The 18,308-nt window shown below is 67.0% G+C and carries 15 protein-coding genes; 8 read left to right on the forward strand and 7 right to left on the reverse strand.

Features of this window, described 5'->3' with window-relative positions:
• Window positions 1-101: 101 nt before the first annotated feature.
• Entirely contained in the window at window positions 102-731 is a 630-nt protein-coding gene (locus E8M01_RS03695) for an FMN-dependent NADH-azoreductase (protein ID WP_136958876.1), read from the forward strand.
• A gap of 415 nt (window positions 732-1,146) precedes the next feature.
• Here E8M01_RS03695 and E8M01_RS03700 read toward each other — a convergent pair whose 3' ends face one another.
• The 3 genes from E8M01_RS03700 to E8M01_RS03710 all read right to left on the reverse strand — a co-directional run bounded on the left by E8M01_RS03700 (window position 1,147) and on the right by E8M01_RS03710 (window position 5,581).
• Window positions 1,147-2,736 (reverse strand): ABC transporter substrate-binding protein, encoded by a 1,590-nt coding sequence (locus E8M01_RS03700; RefSeq protein ID WP_136958877.1) that lies wholly within the window; start codon window positions 2,734-2,736, stop codon window positions 1,147-1,149.
• 168 nt (window positions 2,737-2,904) lie between these two features.
• The gene (locus tag E8M01_RS34960) at window positions 2,905-4,929 is read right to left on the reverse strand and encodes a methyl-accepting chemotaxis protein (protein ID WP_170181764.1); all 2,025 of its coding nucleotides are present in this window, start codon (window positions 4,927-4,929) and stop codon (window positions 2,905-2,907) included.
• 196 nt (window positions 4,930-5,125) lie between these two features.
• On the reverse strand, window positions 5,126-5,581 hold the full coding sequence (locus E8M01_RS03710) for a molybdenum cofactor biosynthesis protein MoaE (RefSeq protein WP_136958878.1): 456 nt from the start codon (window positions 5,579-5,581) through the stop codon (window positions 5,126-5,128).
• Between the two features lie 206 nt (window positions 5,582-5,787).
• On the opposite strand from E8M01_RS03710, the gene E8M01_RS03715 reads away from it, so the two are divergent.
• Both E8M01_RS03715 and E8M01_RS03720 read left to right on the forward strand, forming a co-directional pair.
• Complete coding sequence (locus tag E8M01_RS03715; protein WP_136958879.1) at window positions 5,788-7,212, forward strand: DUF1800 domain-containing protein; 1,425 nt, start codon at window positions 5,788-5,790, stop codon at window positions 7,210-7,212.
• Between the two features lie 2 nt (window positions 7,213-7,214).
• Window positions 7,215-8,471: a DUF1501 domain-containing protein gene (locus tag E8M01_RS03720; protein WP_136958880.1), complete on the forward strand. Its 1,257-nt coding sequence runs from the start codon at window positions 7,215-7,217 to the stop codon at window positions 8,469-8,471.
• A gap of 20 nt (window positions 8,472-8,491) precedes the next feature.
• On the opposite strand, the gene E8M01_RS03725 is transcribed toward E8M01_RS03720, so the two are convergent.
• Together E8M01_RS03725 and E8M01_RS03730 are read right to left on the reverse strand one after the other, a co-directional pair.
• Window positions 8,492-9,112: a glutathione S-transferase family protein gene (locus E8M01_RS03725; protein ID WP_136958881.1), complete on the reverse strand. Its 621-nt coding sequence runs from the start codon at window positions 9,110-9,112 to the stop codon at window positions 8,492-8,494.
• A 100-nt stretch (window positions 9,113-9,212) separates the two neighbouring features.
• Window positions 9,213-10,205 (reverse strand): Bug family tripartite tricarboxylate transporter substrate binding protein, encoded by a 993-nt coding sequence (locus E8M01_RS03730; RefSeq protein ID WP_170181765.1) that lies wholly within the window; start codon window positions 10,203-10,205, stop codon window positions 9,213-9,215.
• Between the two features lie 149 nt (window positions 10,206-10,354).
• Between E8M01_RS03730 and E8M01_RS03735 the strand changes: the two genes are divergently transcribed.
• The gene (locus E8M01_RS03735; RefSeq protein WP_136958883.1) at window positions 10,355-11,557 is read left to right on the forward strand and encodes a pyridoxal phosphate-dependent aminotransferase; all 1,203 of its coding nucleotides are present in this window, start codon (window positions 10,355-10,357) and stop codon (window positions 11,555-11,557) included.
• A 97-nt stretch (window positions 11,558-11,654) separates the two neighbouring features.
• Window positions 11,655-11,942 (forward strand): hypothetical protein, encoded by a 288-nt coding sequence (locus E8M01_RS03740; protein ID WP_136958884.1) that lies wholly within the window; start codon window positions 11,655-11,657, stop codon window positions 11,940-11,942.
• 15 nt (window positions 11,943-11,957) lie between these two features.
• Here the strand turns inward: E8M01_RS03740 and E8M01_RS03745 are convergent, their stop codons facing one another.
• Window positions 11,958-12,377, reverse strand: coding sequence for a nuclear transport factor 2 family protein (locus tag E8M01_RS03745; RefSeq protein ID WP_246088586.1), 420 nt, complete (start codon window positions 12,375-12,377; stop codon window positions 11,958-11,960).
• Window positions 12,378-12,605: 228 nt separating this feature from the next.
• On the opposite strand from E8M01_RS03745, the gene E8M01_RS03750 reads away from it, so the two are divergent.
• Both E8M01_RS03750 and E8M01_RS03755 read left to right on the forward strand, forming a co-directional pair.
• Window positions 12,606-13,571, forward strand: coding sequence for an IS481 family transposase (locus tag E8M01_RS03750; protein WP_136958885.1), 966 nt, complete (start codon window positions 12,606-12,608; stop codon window positions 13,569-13,571).
• A gap of 31 nt (window positions 13,572-13,602) precedes the next feature.
• Window positions 13,603-14,145, forward strand: a complete 543-nt coding sequence (locus E8M01_RS03755) for a hypothetical protein (RefSeq protein ID WP_136958886.1) — start codon at window positions 13,603-13,605, stop codon at window positions 14,143-14,145.
• Window positions 14,146-14,182: 37 nt separating this feature from the next.
• On the opposite strand, the gene E8M01_RS03760 is transcribed toward E8M01_RS03755, so the two are convergent.
• Complete coding sequence (locus E8M01_RS03760) at window positions 14,183-15,595, reverse strand: ATP-binding protein (protein WP_136958887.1); 1,413 nt, start codon at window positions 15,593-15,595, stop codon at window positions 14,183-14,185.
• A 260-nt stretch (window positions 15,596-15,855) separates the two neighbouring features.
• Here E8M01_RS03760 and E8M01_RS03765 point away from each other — a divergent pair, with 260 nt between their 5' ends.
• Complete coding sequence (locus E8M01_RS03765) at window positions 15,856-18,237, forward strand: YfhO family protein (protein ID WP_136958888.1); 2,382 nt, start codon at window positions 15,856-15,858, stop codon at window positions 18,235-18,237.
• Window positions 18,238-18,308 lie beyond the last annotated feature (71 nt).

Raw genomic sequence — 18,308 nt, forward strand, 5'->3', positions numbered from 1 at the left:
TTCCAAATCGAAACGATCAGTTCGATTTTTGCCGACTTCAGCCTTTTCGTTCTCAATCTATATCGGGTGTCCAGTCTCGCAACGCCACAAGGACACCTGCCATGAAACTCCTGCACATCGATTCCGGCATTCTCGGCGACTATTCCGTGTCGCGCCGCCTGACGGCGGCGCTGGTCGAGCGCCTCAAGACCGAACATCCCGGCCTCGAGGTCACCTATCGCGATCTCGCCGCCGATCCGATCGCTCACCTGTCGGGCGCCTATCTGTCGGCCCAGTCCGCCGACCCGAGCCAGCACGGCGCCGACCTGCAGAAGGACCTGGCGGCCGGCGGCCGCGCGCTCGAGGAGTTCCTCGCCGCCGACATCGTCGTGGTCGGCGCGCCCATGTACAACTTCGCCATTCCCTCGCAATTGAAGGCCTGGCTGGACCGCGTCGCCGTCTCCGGCAAGACCTTCCGCTATACCGAAAAGGGCCCCGAGGGCCTCGCCGGCGCCAAGAAGATCATCGTCGCCTCGTCGCGCGGCGGCATCTACAGCGCCGGCTCGCCGGCCGCTGGCCTGGATCACCAGGAGAACTATCTGCGCACGATCTTCGGCTTCTTCGGCGTCACCGACCTCGAATTCGTCCGCGCCGAGGGCGTCAATATCAGCCCGGAGAAGAAGCAGGAGGCGATCACCGCCGCCGAGCGCGAGATCGCCGAGCGCCCGATCGCGCTGCCGAAAGCCGCCTGACCGGATGACCATGGACGGGGCGGCCTCGTGCCGCGCCGCCCAGGACCGCTGCACAGTGGTTATGACGGGTTGATTGCCGCGAGCGGATGAATGCGTGGATGCCCGGGACAAGCCTGGGCACGACGATGTGTTGACGTCACAGTGTGCTGGACCACGGCGCGGATCCTGCGCCCGGTCGATGCAGCGCCCGCTGCTCCAAGGACAATTCTCGTCTTGGCCGGGCTTGTCCCGGCCATCCACGAATTGATTGCCGCGAGCGGATGAATGCGTGGATGCCCGGGACAAGCCCGGGCAAGACGACGTGGTGCCAGCATGAGGAAGTGGTGCCAAGCCGCCATTGCGCCGTTGTCTCCATCAGCGCGGCGCCTATCCAGCCAAAGGGTCATAATCACTGTGCTGCGGTACCAGGACCGCCTCAGCCGCGCCTGACGTTCCAGAACACCGGATTGCCGTTCAGCACGCCGGTCAGATTGTTGCGATAGGATGTCGGGAAGAAGCGCTGGCCGAGCGGCACATAAGGCACGTCCTGGAAGGCCAGCGTCTGGATCCGTCGCGCGATCTCCTTCTGCGCGGCGAGGTCCGGGGCCTTGAACCAGTCGTCGCGCAGCGTTTCGAGGCCCGGAATGGTCGGCCAGCCAGGACCTGCCGAGCGGCCATTGGCGCGCAGGAAGGCGTGGCCTGCCGGGGTGAACATGTCGGTGCCGCTCCAGAACGTGTGATAGACGTTCCAGCCGCCCTGCTCGACCGGCTCGGTCTTGGCGCGGCGCTGGACCAGCGTGCCCCAGTCGCTCAGCTGGTAGTCGACGTTGAAGCCCATCTTCTTCAAGAGGTCCGCGCCAATATCCGACAGCGCCCGCGAGGCCGCGATATCGGAAGCGCCGAGCACGACGACTTTCTCGCCCTTGTAGCCGGCGGCCGCGATGGCCTCCTTGGCGGCGCCGATGTCGCGCGGCTTGGTCAGCGCCTCCATGCCGGCGTCATTGGCGAGCGGCGTGCCAGGGCAGAAAATGCCGACGCCGTCCTTCCAGAGTTCGGGTTCGTTGGTCTGCGCCTGCATGAATTCGGATTGCGAGACGAAGCTCAGCACCGCCCGGCGTAGCGCCGGATTGTCGAACGGCGGCACCAGATGGTTGAGCCGCATGGTCGAGATCCAGCCGGTCGGGTCGATGACCTTGGTGGTCACGTCGCGCAGCCGCCTGACCGCCGGCAGAAGATCGGCGTCCGGCGTGTACCACCAGTCGATCTCGCCGTTGCGGATGGCCCCGAGCACGGTGTTGGCATCCGGCATGATGCGCCATTCGACCCGTTCGAAATGGGCCACCTTCGGGCCCGCCGACCAGTCCGGCGTGCCGCTGGCGCGCGGCACGTAGTCGGCGAAACGCTGATAGGCCATCAGCGCGCCGGGCACGCGATCGGCGACCAGGAACTTGTACGGGCCGGAGCCGACCATTTCGGTGATGCGCTCGGTCGGCGCGGTCTGGGCCAGCCGCTCCGGCATGATCGCGCACATGCTGGGCGACGACTTGCCGAGCGCGTCGGGCAGCAGGGGAAACGGATATTTCAGCCGGAAGCGGATGGTCTTGTCGTCGGGCGCCGACAGGTCGTCGGTCGCCGCCATCAGCGCCTGGCCGAAGGCGTCGCGGGCGCCCCAGCGCCTGATGCTGGCCACGCAGTCACGCGCCAGCACCCTCGACCCGTCATGGAACTTCAAACCGTCGCGCAGCGTCAGCGTCCACAGCTTGCCGTCGTCGCCGGTCAGCGCCCCGTCCAGCATCTGCGGCGACATGCGATACTGGCCGTCCATGCCGAACAGCGTGTCGAACACCAGGAAACCGTGGTCGCGGGTCGGATAGGTCGTGGTCCAGACCGGATCGAGCACCGCGACATCGGTCTGCGGCACGAATTTCAGGACATTGGCGCCCTGGGCCAGACCAACCGACGGGGCGGCGAGGACGGCCGCCGCGCCCCCCAGGAAATGACGGCGGTTGAAAGCTTTGCTGGCCATGGGTGCGGTCCCCTCGCAACCGGTTTCGACAGACGTCGCCAAGAACGGACGTCGCCAACAGTGGTTCGGCCAAGGCCAGCTTGTAAAGGCGGCAAGCCGTCGCCGCCCCGCAGGTGATCCATGCAATGCCAGGACCTGGCCCGGACCTTTCGCAGAAGGGCCCGCGCCTCAGGCGGCGCGCACGTTGGCCAGGAACTTGTCGACCTCGCCGCGCAGGATCTCGCTCTGCCGGGAGAGTTCGCCGGCCGATCCGAGCACCTCGGTCGACGCTGCGCTCGACTCCTCGGCAGCCCGCGTCACGCCGGCGATGTTGGACGAGACCTCCTGCGTGCCATGGGCCGCCTGCTGGACGTTGCGGGCGATCTCCCGGGTCGCCGCGCCCTGTTCCTCGACCGCCGCGGCGATGCCCGAGGCAATCGCGTTCAGCCGCTGGACGATGCCGGCGATCTCGGCGATCGCCGAGGCGGACTCGCTGGTCGAGGTCTGGATCTCGGTGATCTGGGCACCGATCTCGCTGGTCGCCTTGGCGGTCTGCTCGGCCAGGTTCTTGACCTCGGCCGCGACCACCGCGAAGCCGCGGCCGGCCTCGCCCGCGCGCGCCGCCTCGATGGTGGCATTCAGCGCCAGAAGATTGGTCTGGCCGGCAATGCTGCTGATCAGTTCGACGATGGCGCCGATCTTGGTCGCCGCCTGCGCCAGCCGCTCGACCTTGGCGGTGGTCGCGCTGGCGCTCGCCTCGGCCTCCGCCGCGATGCGCGCCGAATTCGACACCTGCCGGCTGATCTCCTCGACCGAGCCGGACAATTGATCGGTCGCCGCCGACACCGATTGAACGTTGGTGGAGGCTTCTTCCGAGGCATTCGCCACGACCACCGACTGATTGGAGGTTTCTTCCGCCGCGGCCGACATGGTCTGCGCCGCCGACTGCAACTGCGTCGCCGCCGACGAGACCGCCGTGACGATGCCGCCCACCGCCGCTTCGAAACTATCGGCCATGGCGGTCATCATCGCCGACTTGTCCGCTTCGCTACGCGCCTTGGCGGCGTCCTGCTCCTGCTCGAGCGCCTGTTTGGCGAGCGCATTGTCCTTGAACACCTGCACCGCCGAGGCCATGCGGCCGATCTCGTCGACCCGGCCGACGCCCGGCACCTCGACCGAGGTGTCGCCTTCGGCCAGCGTCTCCATGGCACCGGTCATGCCGTTGATCGGCTTGATCACCCCGAGCGACGAAAACACCGCGGAGCCGACGAGCACGAAGACCACGAACAGCCCGAGGCCGAGGCCGACCGCCGCGGCCTGGGCCACCTGCGCCTCGGCCTGCTGTTGGGCTTCCGCCGCCGATTGCTGCAGAACCCCGACCGTCTTGGCGACGAGCTCGGTCGCCGCGATGCCGGCCGGCACCATCCGCTCGACGATGATCTTGGTCTTGGCATCCTCCGCGGTGGTCGCGGCCTTGGTATGGGTGATGAAATGGTTGGCGGCGGCGATCAGGGCGTCGACCGCTTCGACGACCGGGGGCACGCTCGCCCGGTTGCGGGCCTCGCGCGCCGACGCGACGATGCGCAGCGAAGCGCGCGTCATGGCCATCTGCTGCGCCACCTCGCCGGTCGCGATGAAGCGCCAGGATGCCGCCCGCGCCGCATCGAAGGCTGCGTTCGCCGCGCGCAGGTCGATTTCCGCTTCCGAACTCTCGGTCATCGCGGTGAAGGCGGGCGAGGCCAGGAGCCTGTCATAGGTCCGCTGCCAGGTTGCCGTGCCCTGGTTGCGCAGCGCGATCTGGGCGAGATTTTCCTTTTGCAGCACCAGCATGTCGCGCACCGCCGCGACATAGGTGCCGAACGCGGTCTTCAGTCCGGTGAAGGCCTCGCGGCTCTCGGCGGTGTCGGCGGCGGCAAGCGTCGTGTCGATGCCGGCCTGGCTTTCGGTCAGCGCGGCCTCGAGTTTCTGCACCGCGACGTCGAATTCCTCGACCGAACGGCTCAGCCGGACATCCCGCTCGGCCAGTGCCGAGCGCCGGATATTGCCGTCGATGGCCAGCGCCGCGATGGCGAGCGACTGTTGCTTGTCGGCGGCCGCCTGCATGACCGCGGTGCCACTGTCGCTGATCCGCTGGTTCAGGATCAGGCCGCCGACCAGAAGCACGCCCAAGGCCGACAAGGCCATCAGCTTGGTACCAATGCGGAATTTCATCATGTCTGGGAATCTCGGCCGGCGGGATGTGGCGGCCCGCGAGAGTACTGGGCCATTTGAACCGCAGACTTGGTTGCCAGCGTGAATATTTCGCTAACATCGCAGCGCCGCAGCGCAATTACCTCGCGCGGCAGGTATCCGGATCCAGCATTGCGACTTTTTGCAGCAATATTTGCTTATCGGCGCGGCAATTGACCGTTCAACCGGCCGTCCAGCGCTCCGCCGCGCTGTCGTCCTCGTCCTTGGCGGCAACCCAACCGGCACCCTCGCCCTTTTCCTCGAACTTCCAGAACGGCGCCCGGGTCTTGAGATAATCCATCAGGAATTCAGCCGCCTGAAAGGCCGCCTCACGATGCACCGAGAGCGTCACCACCAGCACGATATTGTCGCCCGGCTCCATCCGGCCGTGCCGATGAATGATCAGCACGTCCTGCAGCGGCCAGCGGGCGCGCGCCTCCGCCTCGATCCGCGACAGCTCGGCGAGCGCCATGGCCTCATAGGTCTCGAGCGTCATCGCGCCAATGGTCTCGCTGCCGGTCGTGCCCCGGCACAGGCCGGCAAAGGTGACGACGGCGCCGACGTCGCTGCGCCCGGCGGTCAGCCGCCTGACCTCCGCGCCCTGGTCGAAATCATCGCGCTGGACCCTGACGGCCATCGGTATCTCCTTCACCTCCCCTTCAAGTAGCAAGTCGCACAAGGTTCTGCGAGAGCAGAACCGGGCTCTGCGAGAGCAGAACCGGGTTTCGCGTAGGTCGATGCCGACCAGCGCCGGTCATGATTTCGTCGTTCAGGCATCTGACAGTTGCCGCGGACTAGAATCGGGCCTTCCGTCGAACCCGGGCTTGTCCCAGGGACCCGCCCATGGCGATACCGCGTCTCGATCCCGCCCGCCTGGCCCTGTCGCGTTTCGGCCTCGGCATTTCCGTGGGCCAGAGCCAGGCCGATCTGAATGCCATTGGCCGCGATCCGCGCGGCGCGCTGATCGCCGATCTGACCGCGCCGGACCGGCCGCTCACCGGCGAGCTCAAGACCTCCGACCAAGCCGGTCAGGTTCAGCGCGCCGCCCAGGCCGAACGCCAGCAAGCCCGCGCTGCCGCGGCCGAGATCGCCCGTCCGGCCGGGTCCGGCCCGGCGGCTCCCGCCGCGGCCGAGATGCCGGCGCCGTCCCGCCCGCCGGCAGCGCCTACGCCGATGGAACAGGTGATCCGGGCCGAATTCGCCGCGCGTTATCTCAGGGCCTGCGAACCCGGCCTCGGCCTGCGCGAGCGGCTGGTCTGGTTCTGGTCGAACCATTTCTGCATTTCGATGGACAAGGGCGGCCTGGTCCGCGCCATGGCCGGCGCCTATGAGCGCGAGGTCATCCGCCGTCACGTGACCGGCGATTTCGCCGCCATGCTGATGGCCTCGGCACGCCATCCGGCCATGTTGCTCTATCTCGACAATGGCCGTTCGATCGGTCCCAATTCGCCCGCCGGCAAGCGGCAGGGCCGCGGCCTGAACGAGAACCTGGCGCGCGAGATCCTGGAACTGCACACGCTCGGCGTGCGCACCGGCTACGGCCAGGACGACGTCACCGCTTTCGCCGCCGTGCTGACCGGCTGGACCATGGGCAATCCGGGCGACCCCGACGCCTTGCCGTTCCGCTTCCGCTTCAATCCGCGCAGCCACGAGCCGGGCCCGAAGACGGTGCTCGGCAAGGCCTATCCGGAGGGCGAGCAGGGTGGCCTGCAATTGCTCGCCGACCTCGCGCGGAGCCCGGCGACGGCCCGCCATGTGGCGACCAAGCTCGTCCGCCATTTCATCAGTGACACCCCGCCGGCCAGCCTCGTCGCCAGGCTCGAAACGGCCTTCCTGGCGACCGGCGGCAACCTCAATGCCACCACCCGCGCCTTGATCGAGGCGCCCGAGGCCTTCGAGGCGCCCGCCACCAAGCTGCGCCGGCCGTTCGAATGGGTCGTGGCGCTGCATCGCGGCCTTGGCCTCGCGCCCGAGCCGCAGCGGTTCCAGCGCGCCTTGACCGTGCTCGGCCAGCCGACCTGGCGCGTGCCCTCGCCCCAGGGCTTTTCCGAGGACAGCGCGCCCTGGATGGATGGCCTGGTCCAGCGCGTCGACATTGCCCATCTGTTCGTCCGCTCAGCCCAGATCAGCGGCTCGCCGGTGCCGATCGCCGATCTCCTGCTCGGTCCCCGCATGAGCGAGGCGACCCGCGAGGCGATCCGGCGGGCCGAGACGCCGCAGCAAGGGCTGACCATTGCACTCATGTCGCCCGAATTCTTGCGGAGGTGATCATGCCAACCGCCTTGTCCCATCCGGCCGACCGGCCCCGCGCCGACCACGTCGATCACTGCGAGAGCCGGCTCGACCTGTCGCGCCGGGCCTTTCTCGGCGCCACCGGCCTGATGTTCGCCTGGGCCGCCGCGCCCAAGCTGGCGCGCGCCGAGGGCCGCGACCCGCGCCTGCTGGTGGTGGTGCTGCGCGGCGCGCTCGACGGATTGTCCTTGGCGGCGCCGGTCGCCGATCCCGCCTATGCCGGCTTGCGCGGCGCCATCGCGCTGTCAGCCACGGGCGACAATGCCGCGCGCCCGCTCGACGGCTTCTTCGCGCTGCATCCGGCGATGCCGCAACTGCATGCGCTCTACCAGGCGCGGCAAGCCCTGATCGTCCATGCGGTCGCCAGTCCCTACCGCGAACGCTCGCATTTCGACGGCCAGGACCTGTTGGAGAGCGGCACCGAAAAGCTCGGCTTCCATGAATCCGGCTGGCTGAACCGGGCGCTCGAGACGCTCGCGCCGGGCGACCGGATCATCAGGCGCCCGGTTGTCGGGGTCGGCCCGCTGGTGCCGCTGGTCGCGCGTGGCCGGGCGCCGGTCATGGCCTGGCAGCCGCAGACCCTGCCGCCCGCCGGCGACGACCTGACCCATCGCCTGATCGCGCTTTATCGCCACACCGATCCGGCCTTTGCCGAAATCCTCGAACGGCGCGCCGACCGCGATCTCGGCAAGGTCTCGACCGACGGCGCGCGCCGCCAGACCGCTTATGTCGTGCAGGCCATGTCCGGCGCGGCGTCCTTTCTCGCCAAGCCGGACGGACCACGTATCGGCGCGCTGGCGCTCGACGGCTTCGACACCCATGCCAATGAAGGCGGCGCCACCGGCCAGCTGGCCGGCCGGCTCGCGGCCATCGACCAGGCCCTGGCCGAGGCGAAGACCATCCTGGGGCCGGCCTGGGCTGAGACGGTCATCACCTTCATCACCGAATTCGGCCGCACCGCCCGGGTCAACGGCACCGAAGGCACCGATCACGGCACCGCCACCGTCGCGCTGCTGGCCGGCGGCGCGGTCAAGGGCGGGCGGGTGCTGGCCGACTGGCCGGGCCTCGCCCCGGCCGACCTCCATGACGGCCGCGACCTGAAAGCCACCACCGACCTGCGGGCGGTGCTGAAGGGCGTGCTGCGCGACCACCTTGCCGCGGATCCGCGCCACCTCGCCGAGACGGTGTTCCCCGGCAGCCTGGCGGTCAGGCCCATGGATGGCCTCGTCGGCTGATCCCATCGGTCAGGCCCGTCTCAGCCGGCCGGCCGCCAGTCCATGTCGACATGGCCGGGCATGGCGGCGATCCTGCCGATCCAGTCGAAGACCGCCGGGAAGGCCTGCAGGTTGAGATCGGCCTCCGCAGCGAGATGGGTATTGGCGTAGAGCGCGATATCGGCGAGCGTGAAGCTGTCGCCGGCGATGAAGGGATGGCGCGTCAGTTGATCCTGCATGCGGGCGAGGGCGCCTTCGGCCTGCTCCATCCAGTCGTCGATCAGGTCGCGCTTCAGTTCGCGCCCGCCGGGAATGAGCGTCATCCAGAAGCGGGCTTCGCCGATCGAGGGGTGATGCGAGTTCTGTTCGAAGAACATCCATTGCATCATGCGGGCCCGCGCGATCTTGTCCTCCGGCACGAACCGGGTGCCCTCGCCGAGAAACAGCAGGATGGCGTTCGATTCGATCAGCACGGTGCCGTCGTCCAGTTGCAGCACCGGCACGCGGCCGCGCGGGTTCAAGGCCAGGAATTCCGGCGTGCGGGTATCGCCGCGGCGGATATCCACGTCTTTCAGGACAAAGTCCTGGCCGAGATGGGCGAGCGCGAGCCGCACCTTGTAGCAATTGGCCGAGCGCTGCATGGCATGGAGTGTCAATGTCATGACGTTCGATATACCGAACGTTGCGGCGGAAGTCCGGCGCGAATTCGCGGCGCGCTTCAACATCCCGGGAGCGGCGCGACGACCCGGCCGGACCGCCCTGTCAGCCCTCCGGCTTGATGTTGGCTGCCTTGATCACCTCGGCCCAGGTGCGCATCTCCTGCTCGTGATAGGGCTTGAAGGCTTCCGGGTCGCGCACCGAAATGGTGAAACCGAGCTTGGTGATGGCTTCGACCACGCTCGGCTTGGCGAGCGAGGCCAGGATTTCCTTGGACAGCCGGTAGATCGCCGGATGCGGCGTCGCGGCCGGCGCGAAGAAGCCGGTCCAGCTCTCGGCATCGGCATTGGTCACGCCCTGCTCGCGCAAGGTCGGCACGTCGGGCAATTGGGCATTGCGTTTCGGGCTGCCGATCGCGATGCCGCGCAGAAGACCACCCTGGATCTGGGTGAAGACGCTCGCCATGGTCGAATTGGCGACATCGATGCGGCCGCCGACCACGTCCTGCACCAGCGGCGCGGCACCCCGATAGGGCACGTGGGTCATCTGGATGCCGGTGCGCACCATGAACAGTTCGGTGGACAGGTGCGAACCGGAGCCGATGCCGGTCGAACCGTAATTGAGTTCGCCCGGCTTCGATTTGGCCAGCGCGATCAGTTCAGGGATCGTTTTCACCGGCAGGTCGTTCTTGACCACGAAAATGTGCTCGAAGGCGCCGGCGCCGGCCAGCGGCGCGAAATCCTTGACCGCGTCATAGCCGGGCTCGCGCATGAGGAACATGTTGTTGCCATGCGTCTGGTTGTTGCCGAAGGTGATCAGGTGGCCGTCGGGTTCACCCCTGGCCACCTGGCGCGTGCCGATGGCACCCGACGCCCCGCCGACATTTTCCACCACCACGGCCTGGCCGAGCGGGCCGGCGATGTCCTGGGCGACGATGCGGGCGATGCCGTCGGTCGGTCCGCCGGCCGGATAGGCGACGATCAGGCGGATCGGGCGGGTCGGCGCCCAGGTCTGCCGCTGCGCCAAAGCGTCGCGCAGAAAGACCGGGGCGGCGAGCGCCGACCCCATCAAAGACAGAACGGTGCGGCGGGTCGTCATCGAGGTGCCTCCCAAAATGATGTCTCCCATCAGGGATTTTCGCTTGTTCGCTCCGTTTCGCGCGACTAAAGCTCGCGCCCGGATTGCCAAGCAGTTCGGTGTGGTCTTAGCGGCTTGGCGGAGAAAGTAAAACCAGACGGAGCCCCTCGATGGCCTTCCTTGCCGACGCCCTGAAGCGCGTGAAGCCTTCCGCCACCATTGCCATGGCGCAGAAGGCGCGCGATTTGAACGCGCAGGGCAAGAAAGTCATCTCGCTCTCCGCGGGTGAGCCCGACTTCGACACGCCTGACAATATCAAGATGGCCGCGGTCAAGGCGATCGCCGAGGGCAAGACCAAATATACCCCGGTCTCCGGTATTACCGAGCTGCGCCAGGCCATCGTCAGGAAATTCAAGCGCGAGAACGGCCTGGACTACAAGTGGCAGCAGGCGATCGTCTGCACCGGCGGCAAGCAGGTGCTGTTCAACGCCTTCCTGGCGACCCTGAATCCCGGCGACGAGGTGGTCATCCCGGCGCCCTACTGGGTCAGCTATCCGGAAATGGTGGCCTTGTGCGGCGGCACGCCGGTGCCGGTCAGCGCCGGGCCGGAGACCAATTACAAGCTCACCGCGGAAGCGCTCGACAAGGTCATCACGCCGAAGACCAAGTGGTTCATCTTCAACTCGCCGTCGAACCCGACGGGCGCCGCTTATACGCGCGCCGAGCTGAAGGCGCTGACCGACGTGCTGGTGCGCCATCCGCACGTCTGGATCCTCACCGACGACATGTACGAGCACCTCGTCTATGGCGATTTCACCTTCACCACGCCGGCGCAGGTCGAGCCCTCGCTCTATGAGCGCACGCTGACCATGAACGGCGTGTCGAAGGCCTATGCCATGACCGGCTGGCGGATCGGTTATGCCGCCGGCCCGGAGAGCCTGATCAAGGCGATGGACCTGGTCCAGGGCCAGCAGACCTCGGGCGCCTCGTCGGTCGCCCAATGGGCGGCGGTGGAAGCGCTCGACGGCACGCAGGACTTCATTCCGGTCCGCCGCAAGGCCTTCGAGCAGCGCCGCGACCTGGTGGTCTCGATGCTGAACCAGGCCAAGGGCCTGAGCTGCCCGGTGCCGGAAGGCGCTTTCTACGTCTATCCCTCGATCAAGGGCGCGATCGGCAAGAAGACCGCGTCCGGCAAGGTGATCGAGACCGACGAGGACTTCGCCATGGAACTGGTCGAGAACGAGGGCGTCGCCATCGTTCACGGCTCGGCCTTCGGCCTTGGCCCGGCGTTCCGCCTGTCCTATGCCGAATCGACGGAAACGCTGACGGCTGCCTGCGAGAAGATCCAGAAGTTCTGCGCCGAATTGCGCTGAACCGGCAAGGCTCCCGGCGGGGTGGATTGAACCATCCCGCCGCGCCGCGCTACCCATGGCTCAAGTCGCGGCCGTTCCGGCCGTTCGGAGCCTGCCCATGGCGACCTTGATCGTTGTGCCGTTTCGCCGGCTCCTGCCCGCGGCGACTGTTGTCGCGGCGGGCCTTTTCTTATTTGCCGGCGGATCGGCGGCGGCGCCGGCCGGGCCCGGCTATTTCACCTATTGCTCAGGCTGCCTGTGCGAAGACACCGCGCCCGAGATGCGCGTGCCGGGCGACTGGCGGCCGAGCGGCGGCATGCTCGGCGGCCGCATCGTGCTGAAATTCGTGCCGCGCGACGAGACCGCACGCCTCGCCAGCTCCTGCCGGCCGCCACCGCGAGCGTGAGCCCGAATTTCTCGGCTACGGCCTGCCGGCCATCTTCTGCAGCATGGCGCCCATCAGCTGGTGCAACAGGTTGATCGCTTTCAAGGGCCTGGCCATCACCTTGAAATGGGTGATCTTGCCCGCCTCGTTCCAGCCGATCATGTCGACGCCGTTGATGACGATGCCGTCGACCGTCGTCTCGAATTCCAGCACCGCCGAGGCTTCGCCGTACCAGGCACCGAGATAACGGAAATGACCGTTGTTCAGGACCTGCAGCGCCGCGGTCAGATAGGCCGCGGTGACCGCCTTGCCGGTTTGCGGCGTGTGCACCACCGGCGAGACGAAAACCACGTCGTCGGCAAGTAAGCCGTCGAGCCGCTTCGGATCACGCGCTTCGACGATCTGATGCCAGGTGCGGATGACATCGGGCATGGCATGGCTGGCTGGGTTGGTCATTGCTTGGTCCCGGCTGTCGAACCCTGGAGCCGTCATCCTAGGGGCAAGTCGCCCCGTTGCAAAAGCCGTCCGCCGGTCGGCCGCCGCCACGTCCGCAAGGGTATCGTTGCGAGCCGCGCCGTTAACCCTTTCTTTACCATTTCGTTGCGGAAGCCGCCCTTGCCCACCTAGGTGTTTGATCCCGGGCTTTGATGGTGCAATCTCGATGCAGGAATCGAGGGACGCGCTATGGGCCAGGTTCTCCACGGGAGCGCCACGACGACTGAGGCGGTCCGTCGAGCGATACAACATAGTCAAGAGAGCCTGAGGGCTCTGTCTAAGCGCTACGGGATTAACCAGAAGACGGTCGCGAAGTGGAAGAAGCGGACCTCGGTGACCGATGTGCCGACCGGGCCGAAGAACCCGACTTCGACAGTGCTGACGATTGAGGAAGAGGCCGTGATCGTCGCCTTCCGGAAGCATACTTTGCTGCCGCTCGACGACTGCCTCTATGCGCTACAGCCGACGATCCCGACGCTGACGCGGTCATCCCTGCACCGCTGCCTGCAGCGTCACGGGATCAGCCGCCTGCCCGAGGTCGAAGGCGAGAAGCCGGCGAAGACGAAGTTCAAATCCTATCCGATCGGCTTCTTCCACATCGATATCGCCGAGGTGCAGACCGCTGAGGGCAAGCTGTACCTCTATGTCGCCATCGATCGCACGAGCAAATTCGCCGTCGTACAGATCGTCAGGAAGACGGGGCGGACCTCCGCGTCAGCCTTCCTCTCGGCCTTGATCGAGGCCGTCCCCTACAAGATCCATACCGTTCTCACCGACAACGGCATCCAGTTCACCTTCCCGCCACGGTATGCCGATGGTCCGACGGCGCGCTACGTGACGCACATGTTCGGCATGCGCTGCCAGGAGAACGGCATCGAGCACCGCCTCACCAAGGTGAAGCACCCTTGGACGAACGGCCAGGTCGAGCGCATGAACCGCACCATCAAAGAAGCCACCGTCAAGCGTTACCACTACGACAGCCACCGGCAGTTCGAAGCGCATCTCGCCGACTTCGTCAGCGCCTACAATTTCGGGCGGAGGCTGAAGACCCTCAAGGGCCTCACACCCTACGAATTCATCTGCAAACTCTGGACAACAGAGCCTCAACGATTCAGGCTCGATCCACTCCATCAAATGCCGGGACTAAACACCTAGGGTCCGATGGGACCAGGATGGGAATGCCCCTGTGAAGCGTCTGATCGTCACCTTTTGCGGCATCTATCTCGTCGCCGTCGCACTGGCCGCGGCGACCACCGGCCACGGCCTGATCGAGCCGGTGCCCGGCTATCGGCTGGCGATCCTGTGGATGGCGCCGGAAACCCTGGAGGCCCGGCTCGACGCGCTGATCGGTGCCCGGCGCAGCTTCGAGGCCATGGTCTATGCCGGCACGCATGCGCTGTCCTGGGCGGTGATCGGCACGCTGGTGCTGATCGGGCTCATCCGCCCGCTCCTCGGCCCGAGCCGGCCGCTGGCCAATACCCGCGCCAGCGCCGTGGTGCTCGGCGGCCTTGCCGGCCTCTTGCTGCTTGCCCATGTCGCCCAGCCGATCCTGGACGAAGCAAGCCGGATACCTTCAGCCTCGACCATGCTCTCGTCATTGCCGGCCTATTGGCTTGCCGGCATGGCGCTGTCGGCGGCGATCACCGGCAGCCATCTGTCGCTGATTGTCCATGACATCGTTCTGTGGTGCCTGGCCCGCTGGCGCGGCGCCGAGACGATGCCCGCCTGACGCGCGACCAGCCTGTTCGGCCGCCCTTCGCTGGGGCCTAGACCGGCACCCGAACGGTGGCGCGCAGGCCGCCAAGCGCACTGTCCGACAGGTTGATCTCGCCGCCATGGGAGCGCGCGATGTCGCGGGCGATCGCCAGGCCAAGGCCAGTGCCGCCTTCATCGACATTGCGCGCATCGTCAAGCCTGAGGAACGGCTTGAACACGTCGTCGCGCCGCTCCTGCGGAATGCCCGGCCCGTCGTCGTCGATCGTCACGGTCAGCCAGCGATGGTCGCGATGGCCTGAAATGGCGATGGTATCGGCATAGCGCGCGGCATTGCTGACCAGATTGGCGAGGCAGCGGCGGAACGCATCCGGCCGGACCTTGACGATCGGCTCGCCGTGGAAGCTGACGCTCGCCTTGTGGCCGGAACGCTCGGCCGCCGCGCGCAATTCCTCCAGGAAGGCCTGCATGTCGGTCGGCGCCGGCAGCTCGCCCATGTCGCCGCGGGCAAAGGCCAGATAGGCCTCCAGCATGCGCCCCATCTCGTCGACATCCCGGCGCATGGCCTCGATCTCGGGATCATCGGGCAGCAGCGCCAGTTCCAGCTTGAACCGGGTCAGCACCGTGCGCAGGTCGTGGCTGACGCCGGCGAGCATGGTGGTGCGCTGGTCGATCTGCCGTTCGATGCGCCGTTTCATCTCGATGAAGGCGAGCGCCGCCGCCCTGACCTCGCTTGCGCCGCGCGGCCTGAAGCCGATGACCTCGCGGCCTTTGCCGAACTCCTCGGCCGCCGCCGCCAGGGCCTGGATCGGCCGGATCTGGTTTCTCAGGAACAGGATCGCGATGGCCAGCAGCACCAGCGAGGCGATCACCATCCAGACCAGGAAGATGTGGCTGTTGGAGGCATAGGCCATGCCGCGCCTGGCGAAGACCTTGAGGATCTGGCCGGTCTCGAGCTGGACGCGGATTTCGATCAGCGCCGAATTGCCCACCGTATCGATCCAGAAGGGACGGCCGATCTGCAGCGCGATCTCGCGCGACAGGGCCGCATCCAGCACGTCGAAGAACGGCCGCGGCCCCGGTGCCGGCAGCGGCTCGGGCGGCAGGATCTCGACCATCAGGTTCAACCGGTCGCGGGCGATCCGGCGCAGCGTCTCGAAGTCGCGATCCTGCGGATAGGTCTTGTGAATGTCGATCAGCGCGGCGATGTCCTGGGTCACCGCCCCCGACAGGCGCAGCGTCACCAGCTGCCAGTGGCGCTCCATGAAGATATAGGCGACGACCGATTGCAGGATGACGATCGGCGCGATCACGATGATCAGCGAACGGGCGTAAAGCCCCTTCGGCATCAGCTCGTTGAAGCGCCTGGCGCCGACCTCGCCGAAGCCGCGCAAACGTGTCGCCGCATTGGCGATCAATCCGCGCAAGCCGCCATAGGTCGATCGTGTGTGATCGTAACTGGCCATGGCGGCAGCTTACCACGGCGCGCCGGCCCTGCGGCAACCACCGGGCCGCGGCGGTCGTCTCGGACGGAAGTGTTGCCGATCGGCCGCACCTTGCAAACTTGCTTCAAAATGTCAGGACAAAGGTCTCCTCAAGCAGACAATCGGCTTGAATTCCACTGATGGAACAGTTCCATTCGCATGTCCGCCAAGGCCTCAGAGAGGGCCGTTCCAGCGGAAGTCGTTTGGCCGGGGGGCTGGGCGTTCGCGCCTTGATTGCTTGAGTGCGTCACCGATTGCTTGCCGTCGCGCCCGTCCGGGCGCTTGTCCATCACGCCATTTCCACAAGACGTTTCGGTCTCTGGGCCGCACTTCTGGCGGTCGTCGTCATCTGGACGGCGGCGGCGATCCAGTGGCCGCTGAACGACGTGGTGGTGCCCTGGGACTCGAAGAACCAGTTCTACGCCTTCTTCCGTTTCATGGCGCAAGCCATCCATGAGGGCGCGACACCGTTCTGGAACCCCTATCATTACGCTGGCCATCCGAGCATCGCCGACCCGCAATCGCTGATCTTCTCGCCGCTTTTTGTCGCCTGGGCGATGATCGATCCGGCACCTTCGCTCATCACCTTCGACCTGCTGGTCTTCGCCCATCTCCTGATCGGCGGGCTGGCGCTGGTCGGCTTCGGCCATCGCCACGGCTGGCCGGCGGCGGCCTCGGTGCTCGCCGCCTCGGTCTTCATGCTCGGCGGCGTGGTCTCCGGCCGGCTCAACCATGTCGGCATCATCACCGCGTTCGGGCTGTTTCCCTTGGCCCTGCTCCTGATGGAGATCGCCTTCGACCGGCGCTCGATCCTGGCGGCCATAGGCTTCGGCGCGACCGCCGGCCTGGTGGCCCTCGGCCGCACCCAGACGCCGCTCCTGCTGTCGGTCGTGCTGGCGGCCCTGGCGCTTCGCCACGTCATCGTCCAGCCGGCGGCATGGCGTTATGCCGCCAGCCGCGTTCCGGTGCTGCTGGTAATGGCGCTCACCGGCCTTGCGCTGATCGCCGTGCCAATGCTGCTGACCCTGCAATTCGCCGCCTTTTCCAACCGGCCGCAGATCGGCCTGGAACTGGCGCTGCTGTCGTCGCTCTATCCGGTCAATTTCGCCAATTTCCTGGTGCCCAATATCTTCGGCTCGCTCGAGCCCTCGAGCCTCGGCGACTGGGGCCCGAGCCATGGCACGCGGCCCGGCCTTGATGCCACCGACCGCTCGTTCAACTATCTGTTCGCCGGCAGCCTGACCGCGCTGCTGGTCATCTGGCACGGCATTGCCGGCGGCCGCCTGATCGTTCCCGGTCGGCGCCTGTTCGCCGCCGTCGCGGCCTTGGCGGTGCTCTATGCGGTTGGCCGCTATTCGCCGTTCTTCCCGCTGATGTTCGACTATTTCCCCGGCGTCGCGCTGTTCCGCCGACCGGTCGGCGGCGCCTTCATCCTGGTGCTGGCGCTCAGCTATCTGAGCGGTCACCTGGTCGCCGACTATGTCCGCAAAGGCCTGCCGGCGCCGCCCGCCTGGCTCCTGGCCGTGGTCGCGGGCCTCGTCGTGCTGCTGCTCGGCTGGGCCATCGGCTTTTCCATGCTGTCGTCGAAAGGCCTTGCCGCAAGCCTGGAGATCGCCAAGACCGTGCCGGTCTATGGCGGGCTGATCGCGCTCCTGATGCTCGCCGGCTCGGCGCGCGGCCGCCTGGTCGCGGCAAGTGTGGCGGTCGCCTTCACCGCGGGCGAACTGGTCATGCGCAATGCCGCCTCCTCGCTCAATGCCGAGCCCAAGGCCTATTACGCCTTCCTGGAGCGGCCGACCGGCGAGACCGCCCGCATCATCGACACCATCCAGCGCGAGATCGCCAGCCGCTCGACCGGCGCGGCCCGCCCGCGGGTCGAGATCGTCGGGCTCGGCGGCCCCTGGCAGAACGCCGCCATGGTCTTCGGTTTCGAGGCGACCAATGGCTACAACCCGCTGCGCATTGGCCCCTATGACCGCCTGGTCTCGCCCGGCGAGAGCCCCTATACCGCCCTGCACCGGCGCTTCCCGACCTCGTTCCCGGGTTACGACTGCCTGCTCGGCAAGCTGCTCGGCCTCGAATATGTCGTGCTCGACCGGCCGATCAACGAGATGCCGCATCTGAGCAGCCGGACGGTTGCCGAAGTCGTCATGGCCGGGCCGCGTGCCTGGATCTACCGGCTGCCGGATGTCGCGCCGCGGGTCGAGCTGGCCAATATCGTCCGGGTCGCCGATGCCGACGAACTGATCGATACCGGCCGCTTTCCGGCCCGCCTGAGCCGTTCCGAAGTGATGGTCGACGACGATGACGACCTGTCGCAAACCTATGCGCAAGCGCTGTCCCAGACGCCGGGCAAGGCCGATATCGTCGCCTCGGCGCCCGACCGGGTCGAGATCGCGGTCGAGACCCGCGCCACCGCGATCCTGACCTTGCATGCGCCCTGGTATCCCGGCTGGGAGGTCGAGGTCGACGGCCAGCGCCGCCCGCTGCTTCGAACCGACGTGCTGTTTCGTGGCGTCGAAGTGCCGGCCGGCGCGCGCAAGGTGGTCTTCACCTATCGGCCGCTGTCGCTGGAGAACCTGCAATCCGCCTTCGAGACGATCTTCGGCGACCAGGAAGGCTGAGATCGGCATGAATGGCGGCGACCGCGTCATGCAGCGCCATGCGATCATGCGCCGAGGTGATCGACGCGCGG

It is taken from the genome of Phreatobacter stygius (genome assembly GCF_005144885.1).
GTDB classification, from domain to species: Bacteria; Pseudomonadota; Alphaproteobacteria; order Rhizobiales; family Phreatobacteraceae; genus Phreatobacter; species Phreatobacter stygius.